Genomic DNA, 17873 nt, shown 5'->3' on the forward strand with positions numbered 1-17873 from the left:
ACTCGCCCCGAGTAGCCTGGATCACATGGAGACCCTGTCCGCTCAGGAGCTGAGCACTCGGCTCGGGCGGACGGGCTACCTGTGCGACGAGCCGCTCGCCACCGTCACCTACCTCGCCCTCCGGATGCAGCGACCGCTGCTGCTCGAGGGGGAGCCGGGCACCGGCAAGACGGCCCTGGCCGAGGCGATCGCGGAGTCGCTCGAGCTGCCGCTGATCAGGCTGCAGTGCTACGAGGGGATCGACGCGACGCAGGCCCTCTACGACTGGGACTTCCCGCGCCAGATCCTGCACCTGCGTGCCCTCGAGGCGGCCGGCCGCGGCACCGAGGTCGAGGAGGCCGAGAAGAGCCTCTACGACGAGCGCTTCCTGCTCGCCCGGCCCGTGCTGGCGGCGCTGCAGCAGAGCCCGGCGGTGCTGCTCGTCGACGAGGTCGACCGCGCCGACGACGAGTTCGAGGCGTTCCTGCTCGAGGTGCTGTCGACCTATCAGGTCTCCATCCCGGAGCTCGGCACCGTCGCGGCCGCCGAGCCTCCGGTCGTGGTCCTCACCTCCAACCGCACCCGCGAGCTGCACGATGCGCTCAAGCGGCGCTGCCTCTACCACTGGATCGACCACCCCGGCCTCGACCGCGAGGTCGAGATCGTCCGCAGCCGCGCCCCGGAGGTGGCCGACGCGCTGGCCCGGCAGGTCGTCGGGATCGTGCAGCAGCTGCGCACCGACGCCGGGCTGCTCAAGCCGCCGGGCGTCGCCGAGACCCTCGACTGGGCCCGTGCGCTCTCCTGCCTCGGCAGCGACCAGGTCGACCTCGCCACCGCGAGCGCCACGCTCGGCGCGCTCGTGAAGTACCGCGAGGACGCCGACCGGGTCCGCGCCGCCCTCGACCGGCTGCTCGCATGAGCGAGCGAGGTCTCGATACGCCCTCGCTCGTTCCTCCCGAGGGCTACTCGACCAGCGAAGCTCCAGCTGGTCGAGTGGGGGACGAGGCTTCCGCTGGTCGAGTAGCGAGCGCCAGCGAGCGTATCGGGACCACCCCCGCGGACCGCATCCTCCTCGGCTTCACCCACGCCCTCCGGGCCGCGGGCGTGGCGGTGACCTCCGACCGGTCGCAGAGCTACCTCGAGGCGGTCTCGCTCGTGGGGCTCGACGACCGCCGGGCGACCTACACGGCCGGCCGCGCGACGCTGTGCGGCGGACCCGACGACCTGGCCCGCTACGACCAGGTCTTCGAGGCCTACTTCGGCGCCCGCGACGGGCTCCCGATGCCGCGGCCGGCGCGGTCCACGGTCCAGTCGGTGGGGGATCTGCCGCTGGCCGACGGCGTCGGTGCCGCGGATCGGGCGGACGACGTCACGCGGGCGATGGCGAGCGAGGTCGAGGTGCTGCGCCACCGCGACGTCGCCGGGCTGACCGCCGCGGAGAAGCAGCGGCTCGCCGCCCTGTTCAACACCCTGACGCCACGGGCGCCGCAGCGCCGTACGGCCCGCCACCGGCCCTGGCACCGCGGCCGGGTCGACGCCGCCCGCACCCTGCGGACCAGCCTGCGCCGGATGGGGGAGCCCGCCGAGATCGCCTGGCGCCGGCGCGCCACGAAGCCGCGCCGCGTGGTGCTGCTCATCGACGTCTCGGGATCCATGAGCGGGTACGCCGACACGCTGCTGCGCCTGGCCCACCGGATGTCGACGAGCTCGATCGGGGGGAGGACGGGCTCGACCGGCGGACGGCCGGTCGTCGAGACCTTCACGGTCGGGACCCGGCTCACCCACCTCACCCGAGCGCTGCGCGTGCGCGACAGCGAGCGCGCGCTCGTCGCGGCCGGTGACACCGTGCCCGACTGGTCCGGCGGCACCCGCCTCGGCGAGACGCTCCAGGTCTTCCTCGAACGCTGGGGCCGGCGCGGGATGGCACGCGGCGCCGTCGTCGTCGTCTTCAGCGACGGCTGGGAGCGCGGCGACGTGACGCTGCTCGCCGAGCAGGCCCGGCAGCTCAGCCGGGTCGCCCACCGTCTCGTCTGGGTCAATCCGCACCGGGGCAAGGACGGCTACGAGCCGATCCAGGCCGGGGTGCTCGCGGTGCTCCCTCACGTGGACCACTTCGTCGCCGGGCACTCGCTGGCGACATACCAACGCCTCCTGGAGGTGGTAGCCGATGCGTGACGTGCTCGACGACCTGATGACGTGGTGGGAGTCCGGCCGGACGGTCGGGGTCGGCACCGTGGTGGCGACCTTCCAGAGCGCGCCGCGCCCACCGGGCGCCTCCATGCTCGTCGGCCCGGACGACACTGCAGTCGGGTCGGTGTCCGGCGGCTGCGTGGAGGGCGCCGTCTACGACCTGGCCCAGGAGGTCGCGGCCTCCGGCGAGCCGGTGCTGCAGCGGTACGGCGTCTCTGACGACGACGCCTTCGCTGTGGGCCTGACGTGCGGCGGCATCCTCGACGTCTACGTCGAGAAGGTCGACCGCGAGACGTTCCCCGAGCTCGGCGACGTCGCGGCCGACATCCGCTCCGGACGGCCGGTCGCGCTGGCCACCGTCATCGAGCACCCCGACGCGTCGGTGCTCGGGCACCGCCTGGTCATCCGGCCCGACGCCTCGACGGGCTCGGCGACCGTGTCCGGCAGCCTGGGCAGCGAACGGATGGACGACGCCATCCGCGACGACGCGCTCGGTCTGCTGGCGCAGGGCCACAACGCGACCCTCACCTACGGCCCGCACGGCGAGCGGCGGGGTGAGGGCATGCGGGTGTTCGTGTGGGCGTTCGCGCCCAAGCCCCGGATGCTCGTCTTCGGGGCGATCGACTTCGCCGCCGCGGTCGCCCGGGTGGGCGCCTTCCTCGGCTACCACGTCACGGTCTGCGACGCCCGGCCGGTCTTCGCGACCCACAGCCGGTTCCCCGACGCCGACGAGGTGGTCGTGGACTGGCCGCACCGCTACCTCGCCGCGGAGGCGGAGGCGGGCCGCGTCGACGCGCGCACGGTGGTCGCCGTCCTCACCCACGACCCGAAGTTCGACGTACCCCTGCTCGAGGTGGCGCTGCGGCTGCCGGAGGTCGCCTACATCGGCGCCATGGGCTCCCGCCGTACGCACGAGGACCGCGAGCAGCGCCTCAAGGAGGCCGGTCTGACCGCCGACGAGATCGCCCGCTTGTCGAGCCCCATCGGTCTCGACCTCGGGGCGCGCACGCCCGAGGAGACCGCGATCTCGATCGCGGCGGAGATCATCGCCGGCCGCTGGGGTGGCACGGGCAGCCGTCTCGGCGTCCTCGACGGCCGCATCCACCGGGAGCACGTCCTGCCGTGAGCCGGTGACCCGGTCAGGCGTCCACCCAGCGGCCGCCGAGCAGGCCGCCACGGATCCCGACATGCAGGAGGAGTGGGCCACGTGGAGCGGCCGGCTGGCGGCGTACCTCGGCGACGACCACCCGCTCGCACGGCGGGTGGGCGCGGCGGCCGGGCAGGCGATGCAGACGTCCTCCAGCCCCGACCACGCGTGGGACTTCGGCCTGGCACGGATCGTCGACGGTCTCGCCGTCCTCGCGAGTGGATCCGGCTCCTAGTGACGGGTGTCACGAGCGGGTAGGTTCGACCCGACGGCGCTCCTTCCCGAGGTGACGATGGCCAGAGCAGAGCTGCAGGCGCGGCGCGTGGACGCCGTGCGTGCCTGGACCTCCTTCGTGGAGAACGGTGACGATGTCGAGCACCGGGTCCGTCCCGAGATCCTGCGCAGCTGGACCCGGTCGTCGGTGATCCGTCCCGACGTCACGCATGCGCCGCTCGCCGACGAGGCGGACACGGCCGACTACTGGCGGCACTCGCCGCTCCAGGTGGCGGTCGAGCGGGTCGAGGAGGACCTGCGTCGCACGGCCGAGGACGGCGACCTCGTCATCGCCATCACCGATCCCGACACGCGCATCCTCTGGACGTACGGCGGCCGGGTGATGCGACGCCGGGCCGAGACGGTCAACTTCGTGCCCGGCGGGCGCTGGGACGACCAGTCGGTGGGCACCAACGCCCTCGACCTGGCCAACCGCGACGACGTGCCCTCCATGGTGTTCTCCGCGGAGCACTACGCCGAGGTGGTGCACAACTGGGTGTGCTGGGCGGCCCCGGTGCACGACCCGGTCACCGGCGCCCGCCTCGGCGTCGTCGACCTCTCGACGACCTGGGACCGTACCCACCCGATCGGCCTCGCCACCGCGCGGGTCATGGCCCGGCTCATCGAGACCGCGCTCCCCGCCGGCGCCGTCGCGGGCCGACGCGACGAGCCGAGCGCGCCCGGCCTCGTGATGACCCTGCTCGGCACCGCCGAGTCATGGCTCGACGGCCAGCGGCTGCTGCTCAACAGGCGCCAGACCGAGATCCTCGCCCTGCTCGCGCTGCACCCCGAGGGCCTCTCGCTCGAGCAGCTGCACGCCGCGGTCTACGGCGACCAGGCGGTCACCTTCTCCACCCTCAAGGCCGAGGTCTCCCACCTGCGGCACGCGATCGGCGGTCAGCTCGCCTCCCGCCCCTACCGGCTCCTCATGCCGGTCGCCACCGACGTCGAGCAGGTCCTGTCCCTGCTGCGCCGCGGCCGCGTCGGCGCCGCCGTCGACGCCTACGGCGGCGACCTCATGCCGGGCACCAACAGCCCGGCGCTCACCGAGCTCGCCGAATACGTCGCCGTCGCGCTGCGCGAGGCGCTGCTCGGGCAGCCGGAGCCCGACGCCGTCCTGCGCTACTCCGAGCTGGCGCCCTACGACACCGAGGTCGTCGAGGCGGCGCTGCGCGTGCTCGCCGGCCACCAGCACCCGGTCGTGCCGCTCCTCAAGGCACGGCTCGCGGCGGCTCGCTGAGCACCGGCGAGCGGTCGCCAACCTTCGGGCAACCTGGCGCCTCCTAGTGTGATCGGGACCACATCGGCGTGATCACCTGGAGGTCCCATGACCCGGATCAACCTCACCGTGGACGGCATGAAGGTGAGTGACGACGTCGAGCCCCGGATGCTGCTGGTGCAGTACCTCCGCGAGAAGCTCGGCAAGACCGGCACCGTCGTCGGGTGCGACACCAGCAACTGCGGCGCGTGCACCGTCCACCTGGACGGGGAGAGCGTGAAGTCCTGCAACGTCCTCGCGGTGCAGGCCGACGGGCACGACGTCACCACCATCGAGGGGCTGGCGAAGGACGGCCGGCTGCACCCGGTGCAGGAGGCGTTCCGCGAGTGCCACGGGCTGCAGTGCGGCTTCTGCACCCCCGGGATGATCATGCAGAGCATCGACCTGCTCAACCACAACCCGCAGCCCTCCGAGCAGGAGATCCGGGTGGGTCTCGAGGGCAACCTGTGCCGCTGCACCGGCTACCACAACATCGTCCGGGCCGTGCAGTACGCGTCCGGCCAGCTGGTCGCCGCCGCCGGTGAGGCCGGCGGCGTCGCCGAGGAGGTGACTCCCGCATGACCGCCGTCGAGGCCCAGCCGATGGACACCAAGGAGATCGGCCGCGACCGGCGCCGCAAGGAGGACGCCCGGCTCATCACCGGCCGTACCCGCTGGACCGACAACCTCCAGCTCAACGGCATGCTGCACCTGGCCATGGTGCGCAGCCCCTTCGCCCACGCGCGGATCACGACCATCGACACCCGGGCCGCCGAGGAGGCGACCGGCGTGGTCGCCGTACTCACCGGCGAGGACCTGGCCGACACGCAGGGCGCGTGCATCAACGCCTGGGCGATCACCACCGACCAGGTCACGCCGGCGCACCCGCCGATGCCCGTCGACCGCGTGGCCTTCGCCGGCGAGACCGTCGCTGTCGTGGTGGCGCGCAGCGCCGCCGAGGCCCGCGATGCCGCCGAGCTGGTCGAGATCGACTACGACGAGCTGCCCGCGGCGCTCGACCTGAAGGAGGCCGCGGCGGCATCCGCGGAGAACGGCGGCGCGCTCGCGCACCCCGACCTCGGCACCAACAAGAGCGCCTTCTGGAGGTTCGACTCCGCCGAGGCCGGCACGGGCGGCGACGTCGACGAGGCGATCGCCCAGGCGCGCGAGGACGGCGTCGTCCTCGAGCGGGAGTACCGCCAGCAGCGCCTCATCCCCGCGTTCATGGAGCCCCGCAGCGTCGTCGTCGACCCGACCGGCGAGCAGATCACCGTGTGGAGCGCGACCCAGATCCCGCACATCCTCCGGTTCGCCCTCGCGGCGACGACGGGCGTGCCGGAGTCCAAGATCCGGGTCATCGCGCCGGACGTCGGCGGCGGGTTCGGCGGCAAGCTGCAGCAGACGCCGGAGGAGATGATCGCGTTCGCGGTCGCCCGTCGCCTCGGCAAGCCGGTGAAGTACACCGAGACCCGGTCCGAGTCGCTGCTGAGCGCCCACCACGGCCGCGACCAGTGGCAGAAGCTGACCCTCGCCGCGACCAAGGACGGGCACGTCACCGGGCTCAAGGTCGAGCTCCTGGCCGACCTGGGCGCCTACGTCGCGCTGGTCGGCGGCGGCGTCCCGGTGCTCGGCGCGTTCATGTTCAACGCCATCTACAAGTTCCCGGCCTACCAGTTCAACTGCCAGACGGTGCTCACCAACAAGACCTGGACCGACGCCTACCGCGGCGCCGGCCGGCCGGAGGCGACGTACGCCGTCGAGCGGCTGATGGACGAGCTCGCCGCCGAGCTGGGCAAGGACCCGCTCGAGGTCCGGGAGATGAACTGGATCAAGCACGAGGAGTTCCCGTTCACGACGGTCGCCGGGCTGGAGTACGACTCCGGCAACTACGAGGCCGCCACCGCCCGCGCCAAGGAGCTCTTCGGGTACGACGACCTGCGGGCCGAGCAGAAGCGGCGCCGTGACTCCGGCGACCCGGTGCAGCTCGGCATCGGCGTCAGCACCTTCACCGAGATGTGCGGTCTCGCGCCGAGTCGGGTGCTGGGCCAGCTCAACTACGGGGCCGGCGGCTGGGAGGCGGCGAGCGTGCGGATGCTGCCGACCGGGAAGGTCGAGGTCATCACCGGTGCGAGCGCGCACGGCCAGGGTCACGAGACGGCGTTCAGCCAGATCGTCGCCGACCGGCTCGGCGTGCCGTTCGAGGACGTCGAGATCCTGCACGGCGACACCCAGGTCGTCCCCCGCGGCATGGACACCTACGGCTCGCGTTCGCTGGTCGTCGGCGGCGAGGCGCTGGTGCGGGCCGCCGACAAGGTGATCGAGAAGGCCAAGCCGATCGCCGCCCACCTGCTCGAGGCGAGCATCGACGACCTGGAGTTCAAGAACGGTCGCTTCGGTGTCCGAGGCACCGACCAGGGGCTGGCGATCGGGGAGATCGCGACCGCCAGCTTCGCCGCGCACAACCTCCCGGACGGGGTGGAGCCCGGGATCGACGCCGACGCGACGTACGACCCGGTCAACTTCAACTTCCCGCACGGCACCCACCTGTGCGCGATGGAGGTCGACACCGAGACCGGCGAGACGCGGATGCGCAAGTACACCTGCGTCGACGACATCGGCGTCATCATCAACCCGCTCATCGTGAGCGGGCAGGTGCACGGCGGGCTGGTCCAGGGGATCGCGCAGGCGCTGTGGGAGGAGGCGGTCTACGACGACTCCGGCACGCTCGTGAGCGGCACGTTCACCGACTACCTCCTGCCGACCGCGGCCGACACGATCAGCTTCGACATCGACCACACCAGCTCGCCGTCGACGACCAACAGCCTCGGCACCAAGGGCGTCGGCGAGGCCGGGACGATCGCCTCCACGCCGGCGGTGGTCAATGCCGTCGTCGACGCGGTCCGACACCTCGGCGTCGACGACATCCAGATGCCGTGCACCCCCGAGCGGGTGTGGAAGGCGATCAACACAGCGGGGTCCGGCGGCGAGACGGTCGACGCGGCGGTGCCCCACCTCAGCACCGAGGAGGGACAGGCATGATCCCCGCACCGTTCGACTACGTCGCGCCGTCCAGCGTCGAGGAGGCACTGGCCGCGCTCCAGCAGCACGGCGACGACGCGAAGATCCTGGCCGGGGGGCAGTCGCTGCTGCCGGTCCTCCGGATGCGGCTCAACGCGCCGGAGCTGATCATCGACCTGGGCCGGATCGACTCGCTCCGCGGCGTGCGCGACGACGGCGACGCGATCGTGATCGGCGCGATGACGCCGCACAGCGTGGTGGGCGCCGACCCGCTCGTCGCGGAGCACGCGCTGCTCGTCGCGAAGGCCGTGGCGCACCTCGCCGACGCGCAGGTCCGTCACCGTGGCACGTTCGGCGGCGCGCTCGCGCACGCCGACCCGGCCGGTGACCTCGGCGGCCCGGCCCGTGCCCTCGACGCACAGTTCGTGATCGCCGGCCCGGCCGGCACGCGCACGGTCCCGGCCGACGACTTCTTCGTCGACCTCTTCGAGACCGCCATCTCCGAGGACGAGATCCTCACCGAGGTCCGGATCCCCAAGCACACCGGCTGGGGCGCCCACCACGAGAAGATGGTGCGGGTGGCCCACCAGTGGCCGATCTGCGCGGTCGCGGCGACGGCGCGGGTCGAGGGTGGGACGATCGCCGACATCGCGATCGGCCTGGCCAACATGGGCTCCACGCCACTGCGTGCCCGCGGCGTCGAGGAGGCCCTGCGCGGTCAGCCGGCGACCGAGGACGCCGTCCGCGCGGCATGCGGGCGTGCCGCCGAGGGCGCGAACCCGCCGTCGGACCTCAACGGCAGCGCGGAGTACCGCAACCACGTCGTCACCGTCATGTGCCGACGGGCGGTGCTGGGTGCAGTGCAGGGGGCCGGCGCCTGATGGAGCTGACCCACGGCTTCACCGTCCCGGGCACCGTCGACGAGACCTGGGCCCGCTTCCAGGACATCTCCTCCCTCGCGGAGTGCTTCCCGGGCGCCCAGGTCACCTCGGCCTCCGGCGACTCCTTCGAGGGGACCGTCAAGGTCAAGCTCGGCCCGATCGCGCTCGTCTACGCCGGCTCCGGAACCTTCGTCTCGAAGGACGAGGCGGCACACGCCTTCGTCGTCGAGGCGAAGGGACGCGACAAGCGCGGCAACGGTACGGCGGGCGCGACGGTGACCGTCTCGATGAGCGGTGCCGGGGACTCGACCGACGTCGAGGTGAAGACCGACCTGTCGATCACCGGCAAGCCGGCGCAGTTCGGCCGCGGGGTGATGCAGGACGTCTCCGACAAGCTGCTCGGGCAGTTCGTGGCGTGTCTGGAGCAGCGGTCCGACGTACCTGATGGGGACCAGGACGCCGGACCCGCGTCGGTGCCGACAGGCGCCGCCGCCACCGCGGCGCCGGGGGAGGACCAGGACACGGGTCCTGCCTCGGCGCCGTCCGCGGAGCCTTCCGCCGCCCCGAGCGTGGAGCCATCGACCGCGCCGGCGACGCAGGCGCTGGGTGGCCCACCTCCCGCCGACGACGCCCTGAATCTCGGTGCGACCGTGCTGCCGGTGCTCGTCAGGAGCTATTGGAAGCAGGGCGCGGCCGGGCTGGTCGGGCTGGCGCTGCTCGTCTGGCTGGTCCGCCGGATCTTCTAGGAGGCATAGCGGAAGGCGCGCTGCTCGCTGCGGCGGTAGCCACCCCGCGTCAACCACCAGAGCACGCGGAACGCTTGACCGCGCCCGGAGAAGACCTCGTCGAGCCCGGCGGTGGGCACCCCCTCGGCGAGCCACGGCACCATGAACGAGAGGGCCACCGGGTGCTCGTCGGCCTTGAAGTGCACCTGCTCGATCCGCTCCCAGTCGGTCGGCGTCATGTGACGCTGGAGGATCGCCATCGCGTCGGTCTCCTCGTGGGCCAGGTGACGCCCGAGCGCCTCGCGGGTGTCCTCGATCCGCGCGTGCAGCGCGGCGCGCACCGTCTCCGGGTTCCGCGGGAGCGCGCCGCGCCCGAGCGCCTCGAAGCCGGTGGCGACGCTGGTCAGGAGCGGGTCGATGTGGCTGTGCTCCTCCTCCATCGCCTCGAGGTGGCCGCGCTCCTCGGCGTCGGCGCGGTCGAGCAGGAAGGGCCAGATGCCGGCGTCCTCGCCGGTGTGGTGGTGGTGCAGGATCACGAAGAACCTGTCCCACCGCTCGGCGAGGGCCTGCCACGTCGACCGGTCGTCCACCGGCGTCGCCGCGACCGCCTCGTCGAACCGGCGCAGGTCGCGCCGGAAGGCGTGGTGCATCAGGTACATCATCGTCATGTCGACCGGACCGCCCGGCGCGGCCGCCTGGCCGGGCAGGGTGAGCTGGTCGGGGTAGGCGGTGGCTGTGGTGGTCATGTCGCTCTCCTGGGTCTCGGGAGCACCACCTTGGTCCTGGCGACTTGGAGGGTCCTTGGGATCGGCTAGGTCCGCACACCGTTCTCGGCCGGGGTCAGCAGCGGTTCGAGCCGGGTGATCGCCAGGACCCCGATGAGGAGCGACCCGACGACCAGCGACGCGATGTAGAGCCCGGACAGGCTGTGGTCGATGAGCAGGCCGGCGATCGGCGGCGCGACGACCTGCGGGAGCTGGAAGCCGAAGGAGTTCAGCGCGTTGGCGCGGCCCCGCGTGCGGTCGGTGGCGAGGTCGTTGACGATCGCCGGGACGCTCGGCTGCAGCAGCGTCTCGCCGAGCGCGAAGATCGCCGTGCACGCGCACACCAGCAGCGCCGCGGTCAGGGTCCCGGGCGTGAGTCCGGCGGCACCCAGGCAGATCCAGGCGACGGCCCAGATCACGCCCATGACCGCGAGGACGCGCGTACGCCGGCGCCCCTCGATGCGCTGCAGCACGAACAGCTGCAGCACCACGATCACGGCGGTGTTCGCGGCGAACGCGAAACCGAGGGCGCGCGTCGACACCCCGCCGACCGCCGTCGCGAAGGCGGTCATGCCGGCGTTGAGCTGGGCGTACCCGACGAAGGCGCCGACCACGCTGACGATGAGCAGGGTCCGCACGGCCGGGTTGCGCAGGAGCGCGAGATAGCTGGGCCGCTCGCCCGTCTCGTCGTCGTGGACCGGTCGGCCCGCGATGTGGCGCAGCGGCCAGGCCAGGACGAAGGCGCTCGGCAGGAAGGTGGCCGCGTCGGCCAGGTAGATCGCCTGGAACGTGACCAGCCGGTCGACGTCGACGAGCATGCCGCTGATGATGCCGCCCAGCCCGATGCCCAGGTTGAGCAGCGTGAAGTTCACGCCGAAGTAGCGCTGGCGCAGCGGGACCGGGACGACCGCCGCGATCATGCTCTGCGACGCCGGCCAGACGACCCCGAAGGCGAGCCCCTGCAGCACGAGCGCGAGCGCCGCGACGGCCACGGTCGACGCGAACGCGAGCAGCACGCCGCCGAGGATGAGCAGGACCTGCACCAGCTGCATGACCTTGCGGGCGCCGATCCGATCGATGACCGCACCGCCGGGGCCGACGGCGGCGAAGCCGACCAGTGAGCCGAGACCGATCAGGGCGCCCGTGGTGCTCAGCGAGAAGTCGCGGACCTCGTGCAGGTAGACGACGGAGAACGGAAGCGTCAGACCACGGCCGACGAAGTCGATGACGACGAGCGAGAGCAACAGCTTGCCCTCCCGCGGCAGGTCGTGCCAGAAGGAGGAGAGGCTCGGGCGTGCAGTCATCGTCGACACGGCGTCATGCAACCACTGGTCGCCGCCGTCGTTCGAATGAATTCCCCGCCTGGGCCGGTCCACATGGCCCCGGCGAGTCATGCGGACGGGACCAGGCTCCCTCCAGGGTCCCGCCGTGACCCGGTGGCGGCGCCTGGTAGCCAGCGCCCGTCCTGTCCGGCAGGATCGTCCCACCCGTCACGCGAAGGATCCGTCCATGCTCATCGCCATCATCGTGGTCGTCGTCGTCCTCGTGCTGCTCGTCGTCGGCTTCAACCGCCTGCGGCGCAGCGACGTCTCCGCGCAGGAGGCCCTGGGCGGCATGGACGTGCAGCTGACCCGCCGAGCAGACCTGGTCCCCAACCTCGTCGAGACGGTCAAGGGCTACGCCGCGCACGAACGTCAGGTGCTCGACGAGGTCACGCGGGCGCGCAGCGCGGTGGCGGCCGCGGCCGCGCGGGCCGACGTACCCGCCAAGGCGGCCGCCGACGCCGAGCTGCAGCAGTCGCTCTTCCGGCTCAACGCGACCGCCGAGGCCTACCCGGACCTCAAGGCGAACCAGAACTTCCTCCGGCTCCAGCAGCAGCTCGCCGAGACCGAGACGCAGCTCGCGTTCGCCCGCACCTACTACAACGACGCCGTCGCCTCCCTCAACAAGCTGGTCGCCACCGTCCCGTGGATGTTCTTCACCGGGATCGCCGGCGTCGAGGCGCGGCAGTTCTACCAGGCGCCGGCCGGCCAGGAGCAGGCGCCGACCGTGCAGTTCTAGAACACGTTCATCGGCCGGAACTGCACCGAGATCCGCGGCCCCGCGTGTGCGACCTTGGGCACCGCGTGCTCCCAGGTGCGCTGGCAGGAGCCGCCCATCACGACCACGTCGCCGTGACCCATCTCGACCGAGATCGAGTCGCCGCCGCCGCGCGGGCGCAGGCAGAGCCGGCGCGGGTCGCCGAGCGAGACGATGGCGACCATCGTGTCCTGTGACCGGCCGCGTCCGATGGTGTCACCGTGCCAGGCGACGGAGTCGCGGCCGTCGCGGTAGTAGCAGCAGCCCGCGGTCCGGAACGGCTCGCCGAGCTCGGGCAGGTAGTGCTCGCTCAGTGCGTCGCGGGCCTCGTCGAGCACCGGGTGCGGGAGGGCCTCGCCGGCGAGGTAGGTGTGCACGAGACGGGGTACGTCGACCACCCGGTCGTACATCTCGCGTCGCTCCGCGCGCCACGGCACCGTCCCGACGAGTCGCTCGAAGACCTCGTCGGCGTCCGGAAGCCAGTCGCGGTGGACGTCGATCCATGCCCCGCGGGACAGGACGGTGCGCTCCAGCCGGTCGAAGCCGATGCCCGCCGGAGCCTCGAAGAGGGTGCCCTGGAACTCCATGCGCCCCACCCTACGCCACCTTCGAACACATGTTCTAGGGGTCAGTGGTCGGCGGCGCCGGCACGCGCGCCCGACGGACAAGGACTGGGCAATCCGCGGACAGCGGAGCGCCGGTCTACCTACGCTGACCGGCATGGAGAACGTGCTGTCGCCCCGGGGGCGGGCGCTGAAGCACGAAGCCATCCGTGAGTACGTCCGCCGGCTCGTCGCCGAGGAGCTGCCGGGCGCACCGGCCCCCTCCGAGCGTGAGCTGGTGGGCCGCTTCGGGGTCGCTCGCATGACGGTGCGCCAGGCGCTGGACGCACTGGTGGGCGAGGGCCTGCTCGAGCGCAAGCCGGGCCGCGGGACGTTCGTCGCCCGCCCGCGACGGAGCTCGACGCCCGTCCTCTCCTTCACCGACGAGATGACGGGCCGGGGGTTCGCCGCCGAGTCGCAGACGCTGGTGCTCCGCCTCGAGCAGGCGGGCCCCGGCGTCGCGGAGGCGCTCGGCATCACCGAGGGCGACGCCGTCATCCGCTGGCGGCGACTCCGGCACGCCGACGGTGCTCCGATGAGCATCGAGGAGGTCTTCCTCAACGAGGTGCTCCTGCCCGGCTTCCTGAAAGGCGTGGCGCCGACCAGCCTCTACGACGAGCTCGGCAGTCGCAGCCTGCGGCCGACGTGGGTCCAGGACACGATGACCGCCGACCTCGCGTCACCCGAAGAGGCGTCGCTGCTCGGGCTGCGCGCCGGCGCCCCCGTCGTACGGAAGCAGCGTCGGGGACTGCGCGAGGACAAGGTCATCGAGGTGTCGCGCTCGACCCTCCGCGCCGACCGCTACGCCCTGCGGATCACGCTGGGCGGGTCCGACTAGCGCGCGTGCTCCAACCGCCCCAGCGGTGCCACGACGTCGCCGCTCTCCTCGCACACCCAGACCGGGTCGGGGCCGCCGAGGTCGGGGGAGATGTAGAGCGAGTGCTCGGGGGCGTCCACCCCGCAGCCGGTGCACAGCGGCCACCGGCTGCCGCTCTCGAAGAGCGCGTCCTGCACGTCCTGGGCGACCAGCCCGGCGACGTACCTCGCCCCCTCGGGCCACTGGTCCGCCCACCAGCCGCGCTCGGAGACGGCGTCCTCGAGCGCGTTGACGGCGTCTGCGCTCGCCTGACCGCGTGCCTGCAGGTCGGAGAGGACGAGGGCACGGGCTTCGAGCAGGAGCGTGGCATCCATCGCCCCCCATGTTCTCCCAGCCGTCAAACGCCGCCCCCGGATACTGGGGCGGTGATCCTCATCGACCCGCCGCTCGTCGCCGCCTACGGGCGGCTGTGGTCGCACCTCGTGAGCGATGAGTCCTACGACGAGCTGCACGCCTTCGCCGCCGCCGTCGGCATCCCGGCGCGCGGCTTCGACCGGGACCACTACGACGTCCCGTCCGAGCGGTACGACGACGTGGTCGCCGCCGGCGCGGTCGCGGTCAGCAGCCGTGAGCTCGTCGCGCGGCTGCGGGCCGCCGGGCTGCGGCGGCGGAAGCGGTCGTCCTAGCCGCGAGGCGGGGTGGGGCGGGCCGCTGACTGTTCATCGAGGTATGCAGCCGAACCGTCACTGCCCACGCGGAGCTCCGCTGGGGAGGTGCGCATTTCCCTGCATACCTCGATGAACATGCAGTCAGCGCGCCCCTCACACCCCCAGCGGCGCGTCGGTGGCCTGCTGAGCATCGCCGAGCGCGGCCGCCTCCTCGACGGTCGGCAGCGCGCGGCTGGGACGACCGCGGCGGTGCAGCACGAGGCCCGGCAGGGCGATGAGGAGACCGGCGAGGCCGGCCAGGCCGAAGCCCCACGACCAGCCGCCGTGGTCGAGGCCGAGGCCGATGATCGGCGCGCCGATGGCGCTGCCGAGGGTGAGGGCGGAGCCGTGCCAGCCCATGGCCTCCCCGCGCACGCTCGCCGGCACGTTGCGGGAGAGGTCGTCGACGGTGGCGGTGATGGTGGGCGCGCAGAACAGGCCGGAGATGGTCAGCAGCGCGGCGAACCACAGCCGGTTGCCGTCGGGCGCGAAGGCGACCAGGGCGGTGGTGCCGGCGAGGCCGACGAGCAGGATGGCCGCCGACGGGTGGCGGTGCAGGGCGCCGTACACGATGCCGCCGATCGCCGAGCCGGCTCCCCACAGGGCGAGCGTCCAGCCGATCGAGGTCGACTGGTGCCAGTCACGCAGCGCCGCGACCGTGGCGAGGTCCTCGCCGGTGAGGATGATCGTGCTGGTCACCGCGATGACCAGCACCATGACGACCGCGGGGCTCAGCCACGAGCGCACGTGCACCTTGCCGGCCGACAGGTCGGCGTGCTCGCTGTGCAACGGCGGGTTCGCGATCCACAGGATCAGCGCGCCGACGACGACGCTGAGCTGGCAGATGAGCAGCGCGACGGGCGTGGGCAGGTAGGTCGCCGCGAGCACGCCCAGCACGGGTCCGACGAGGAACGTCAGCTCGGTGGCCACCGAGTCGACCGACAGCACCGTCGTCCGGTGGTGGTCGGGGACGTGCCCGATCAGGACCTGCCGGATGATCGAGAAGCTCGGGACGGCGAACAGGCTGGCGAAGCCGGCGACCACGACGAGCGGCCAGTAGCCGAGCCACGGCGCGATGCTCCACGCCACCGCGCCGATCACGATCGACGGCAGCACCGTCGCGCGCAGCCCCACCCGGTCGAGCCGCCGCCCGCGCCACGGGCTGCTCACCGACAGCGCGATCGCGACGATCGTCGAGACGAGCCCGGCCTGCGCGTAGGAGCGGTCGAGATGACCGACCACGTGCAGCGTGATGACGACGTTGGCCGCCCACAGCGGAACACGGATGAGCATCCCGAGCAGGAGGATCCGGCGTACCACCGGGTTCTTCAGCACCACGGCGTACGTCGCGAATCCCACGAGGCAGGATTCTGGCGGCCTCAAACCCCCGTGGCCGAATCGTTATCGAGTCGTCTATTGCAGGCCCTCGGCCAGCACGAGCAGCTCCGCCTCGAGATTGGCGCGGGCGACCGCCTCCCAGGCCTCGTGGGCGTACGCCGTGTGGAAGATCGTCTCCTTGTCGAGGAGGTGCCGCAGGACCAGTGCGCGGCCCTTCCGGAACTCCTCGTCGTCGAGGTGGCGGTACTCCTCGCGGACGGCGTCGCGGTACTCGGCGTAGCGCTCGGGGCCGGCGGCCAGGATGGCCAGGTCGGCGTCCGACAGCGCGCACCCGTTGGCGTCGCGCTTGTCCGGCCGGTGCGTCTCGGTCATCCTGACGAGGCGCGCGACCTCGGCGACGACGGCCGCGTCGACCAGGCCCGGCAGGCCGTCCTCGGCCCAGACCGCCGAGCGCTCCTCGGCGTCGCGCTCGCCGTCGTAGACGCTGTCGTGGAACCACGCGGCCAGCGTCACCGGAAGCTGGTCGAACGCCGTCCCGGCCTCCCGCAGCTCGCCGAGCCGCTCCAGCACCTCCTCGAGGTGCCGGGTGCCGTGGTAGCGGCGACCGGGGTCGTCGTAGGCCGCCCGCAGCGCGTCGCGCAGGTCGGTGGCGTCAGGAAGTGGCCAATGTTGAGGCAGCTCCACGAGGCCTATCCTGCCGGTTCTCCCGCCGGGAAGGCCAGTCGGACCTCAGGACTCCCAGCTGCGCAGCCACTGGGTGTGCGGCGAGGCCTGCAGCTTCTCCAGGGCGCCCTCGGAGACGTGCCCGGACACGTCGGTGACGACGTACCCCTGCTCGCCGCGGGTGGCGAGGTACTGGCCGGTCACGTTGACACCCTCGCTGGCGAGGATGTTGTTGACCTCGGCGAGGACACCCGGCACGTTGACGTGCAGGAAACCGAGCCGCGAGCCCTCGGTGAGCGACGGCGGCTGGACGGCCGGCAGGTTCACCGACAGGGCGGTCGAGCCCTCGCGCTGGAAGTTCTTGAGCTTGGTGGAGACGAAGTAGCCGATCTCCTCCTGCGCCTCCTGCGTCGAGCCGCCGACGTGCGGCGTGAGGATGACGTTGTCGAGGCCGCGCAGCGGGGACTCGAACGGGTCGCCCTGGGCCTTCGGCTCGATGGGGAAGACGTCGAGCGCGGCACCGGCGATGTGACCGGACAGGATGTGTTCGCGGAGCGACTCGGTGTCGACGACCATGCCGCGGGCGGCGTTGATGAAGAGGCTGCGCGGCTTCATCTTGCGGAACTGCTCGTCGCCGAAGATGCCGGCGTTGCCGGGGCGTCCGTCGACGTGGAGGCTGACGACGTCGGCCTCGGCGAGCAGCGCGTCCATGGTCGGCATCCGGCGCGCGTTGCCGTGGGCGAGCCGGTCGGCGATGTCGTAGAAGATGACGTACATGCCCATCGCCTCGGCGAGGTTGGACAGCTGGGTGCCGATGTTGCCGTAGCCGATGATGCCGAGCGTCCGGCCGCGGACCTCGTGCGAGCCCTTGGCGCTCTTGTCCCAGATGCCGGCGTGCATCTTCTCGGTCTTCTCGGTGAGGCGGCGGCCGAGGCTGATGATCTCGGCGATGACCAGCTCGACGACGCTGCGCGTGTTGGAGTACGGCGCGTTGAAGACCACGACCCCGCGCTCCGCGGCGGCGGGCAGGTCGACCTGGTTGGTGCCGATGCAGAAGCAACCGATCGCAGTGAGGTCCGGCGCGCTGTCGAGCACGCGCGCGGTGATGTGGGTGTTGGACCGGATGCCGAGCAGCGTGACGCCCTGCCCGTTCTTGGGGGCGAGCGCGGCGACGAGCTCGTCCTCGGACATGCTCGCCTTGCGCAGCTCCACCTCGAAACCGGCCGCCTCGAGGTTCTCGACGGCGACGGGATGGATGTTCTCGAGCAGGAGAGCCTTGGCCATGCCCCCAGGGTAAGACCGCGCCGACCCGCGCGAGGCATCTCGGTTGACCTGCGAGACGGCTCCCGAGGCCCCGGAGGCTCGTGGCAGCGCAGCTCGCCGATGCGCTGCTCGACCGCGGCCGGCGTTCGAACGTGATGCGGGCATGACAC

General features: G+C 72.2%; 19 protein-coding genes. 12 read left to right on the plus strand and 7 right to left on the minus strand.

Going from position 1 to position 17873, the window contains the following annotated elements:
- The first annotated feature begins 25 nt into the window (after positions 1-25).
- The 9 genes from QDS12_RS04770 (at position 26) to QDS12_RS04810 (ending at position 9491) form a co-directional block, all read left to right on the plus strand.
- A complete protein-coding gene (locus QDS12_RS04770; protein ID WP_279877317.1) occupies positions 26-898 on the plus strand; it encodes a MoxR family ATPase in 873 nt (290 codons plus the stop codon).
- Positions 895-2154: a VWA domain-containing protein gene (locus QDS12_RS04775; protein WP_279877318.1), complete on the plus strand. Its 1260-nt coding sequence runs from the start codon at positions 895-897 to the stop codon at positions 2152-2154. The genes QDS12_RS04770 and QDS12_RS04775 overlap by 4 nt, the downstream gene beginning before the upstream one ends.
- Positions 2147-3295: an XdhC family protein gene (locus QDS12_RS04780; RefSeq protein WP_279877319.1), complete on the plus strand. Its 1149-nt coding sequence runs from the start codon at positions 2147-2149 to the stop codon at positions 3293-3295. Before QDS12_RS04775 ends, QDS12_RS04780 begins: the two co-directional genes overlap by 8 nt.
- Before the next feature lie 4 nt (positions 3296-3299).
- Positions 3300-3551: a hypothetical protein gene (locus QDS12_RS04785; protein ID WP_279877320.1), complete on the plus strand. Its 252-nt coding sequence runs from the start codon at positions 3300-3302 to the stop codon at positions 3549-3551.
- A gap of 87 nt (positions 3552-3638) precedes the next feature.
- A complete protein-coding gene (locus QDS12_RS04790) occupies positions 3639-4829 on the plus strand; it encodes a transcriptional regulator (RefSeq protein WP_279877322.1) in 1191 nt (396 codons plus the stop codon).
- An 87-nt stretch (positions 4830-4916) separates the two neighbouring features.
- Positions 4917-5429 carry a 2Fe-2S iron-sulfur cluster-binding protein gene (locus tag QDS12_RS04795; RefSeq protein ID WP_279877324.1) on the plus strand — a complete coding sequence of 171 codons (513 nt, stop codon included), beginning with the start codon at positions 4917-4919 and terminating at the stop codon, positions 5427-5429.
- Positions 5426-7885, plus strand: a complete 2460-nt coding sequence (locus tag QDS12_RS04800) for a xanthine dehydrogenase family protein molybdopterin-binding subunit (RefSeq protein ID WP_279877325.1) — start codon at positions 5426-5428, stop codon at positions 7883-7885. Before QDS12_RS04795 ends, QDS12_RS04800 begins: the two co-directional genes overlap by 4 nt.
- Positions 7882-8745 (plus strand): xanthine dehydrogenase family protein subunit M, encoded by an 864-nt coding sequence (locus QDS12_RS04805; protein WP_279877326.1) that lies wholly within the window; start codon positions 7882-7884, stop codon positions 8743-8745. The genes QDS12_RS04800 and QDS12_RS04805 overlap by 4 nt, the downstream gene beginning before the upstream one ends.
- The gene (locus QDS12_RS04810) at positions 8745-9491 is read left to right on the plus strand and encodes an SRPBCC family protein (protein ID WP_279877327.1); all 747 of its coding nucleotides are present in this window, start codon (positions 8745-8747) and stop codon (positions 9489-9491) included. Before QDS12_RS04805 ends, QDS12_RS04810 begins: the two co-directional genes overlap by 1 nt.
- Here QDS12_RS04810 and QDS12_RS04815 read toward each other — a convergent pair.
- Positions 9488-10216: a hemerythrin domain-containing protein gene (locus tag QDS12_RS04815; protein WP_279877328.1), complete on the minus strand. Its 729-nt coding sequence runs from the start codon at positions 10214-10216 to the stop codon at positions 9488-9490. The two genes, QDS12_RS04810 and QDS12_RS04815, sit on opposite strands and share 4 nt — an antisense overlap.
- 65 nt (positions 10217-10281) lie before the next feature.
- Positions 10282-11538, minus strand: a complete 1257-nt coding sequence (locus QDS12_RS04820) for an MFS transporter (RefSeq protein ID WP_279878464.1) — start codon at positions 11536-11538, stop codon at positions 10282-10284.
- Between the two features lie 205 nt (positions 11539-11743).
- On the opposite strand from QDS12_RS04820, the gene QDS12_RS04825 reads away from it, so the two are divergent.
- Positions 11744-12295, plus strand: coding sequence for a LemA family protein (locus QDS12_RS04825; protein ID WP_279877329.1), 552 nt, complete (start codon positions 11744-11746; stop codon positions 12293-12295).
- Here QDS12_RS04825 and QDS12_RS04830 read toward each other — a convergent pair.
- The gene (locus QDS12_RS04830) at positions 12292-12900 is read right to left on the minus strand and encodes an alpha-ketoglutarate-dependent dioxygenase AlkB (protein WP_279877331.1); all 609 of its coding nucleotides are present in this window, start codon (positions 12898-12900) and stop codon (positions 12292-12294) included. The genes QDS12_RS04825 and QDS12_RS04830 overlap by 4 nt on opposite strands.
- 133 nt (positions 12901-13033) lie before the next feature.
- Here QDS12_RS04830 and QDS12_RS04835 point away from each other — a divergent pair, with 133 nt between their 5' ends.
- Positions 13034-13753, plus strand: coding sequence for a GntR family transcriptional regulator (locus tag QDS12_RS04835; RefSeq protein ID WP_279877332.1), 720 nt, complete (start codon positions 13034-13036; stop codon positions 13751-13753).
- Here the strand turns inward: QDS12_RS04835 and QDS12_RS04840 are convergent.
- The gene (locus tag QDS12_RS04840) at positions 13750-14106 is read right to left on the minus strand and encodes a hypothetical protein (RefSeq protein ID WP_279877333.1); all 357 of its coding nucleotides are present in this window, start codon (positions 14104-14106) and stop codon (positions 13750-13752) included. The genes QDS12_RS04835 and QDS12_RS04840 overlap by 4 nt on opposite strands.
- A 51-nt stretch (positions 14107-14157) precedes the next feature.
- Between QDS12_RS04840 and QDS12_RS04845 the strand changes: the two genes are divergently transcribed.
- Positions 14158-14418: a DUF4031 domain-containing protein gene (locus tag QDS12_RS04845; RefSeq protein WP_279877334.1), complete on the plus strand. Its 261-nt coding sequence runs from the start codon at positions 14158-14160 to the stop codon at positions 14416-14418.
- 135 nt (positions 14419-14553) lie between these two features.
- Here the strand turns inward: QDS12_RS04845 and QDS12_RS04850 are convergent, their stop codons facing one another.
- Genes QDS12_RS04850 through serA form a run of 3 tightly spaced genes read right to left on the minus strand, consistent with a single transcriptional unit; the run spans position 14554 to position 17868 of the window.
- Complete coding sequence (locus QDS12_RS04850; protein WP_279877335.1) at positions 14554-15798, minus strand: MFS transporter; 1245 nt, start codon at positions 15796-15798, stop codon at positions 14554-14556.
- Positions 15799-15852: 54 nt separating this feature from the next.
- Complete coding sequence (locus QDS12_RS04855) at positions 15853-16461, minus strand: hypothetical protein (protein ID WP_279877336.1); 609 nt, start codon at positions 16459-16461, stop codon at positions 15853-15855.
- Between the two features lie 45 nt (positions 16462-16506).
- Entirely contained in the window at positions 16507-17868 is a 1362-nt protein-coding gene (gene serA / locus QDS12_RS04860; RefSeq protein ID WP_279877338.1) for a phosphoglycerate dehydrogenase, read from the minus strand.
- Positions 17869-17873 lie beyond the last annotated feature (5 nt).

Source organism: Nocardioides sp. CER19, from assembly GCF_029846275.1.
Taxonomy (GTDB): domain Bacteria; phylum Actinomycetota; class Actinomycetes; order Propionibacteriales; family Nocardioidaceae; genus Nocardioides.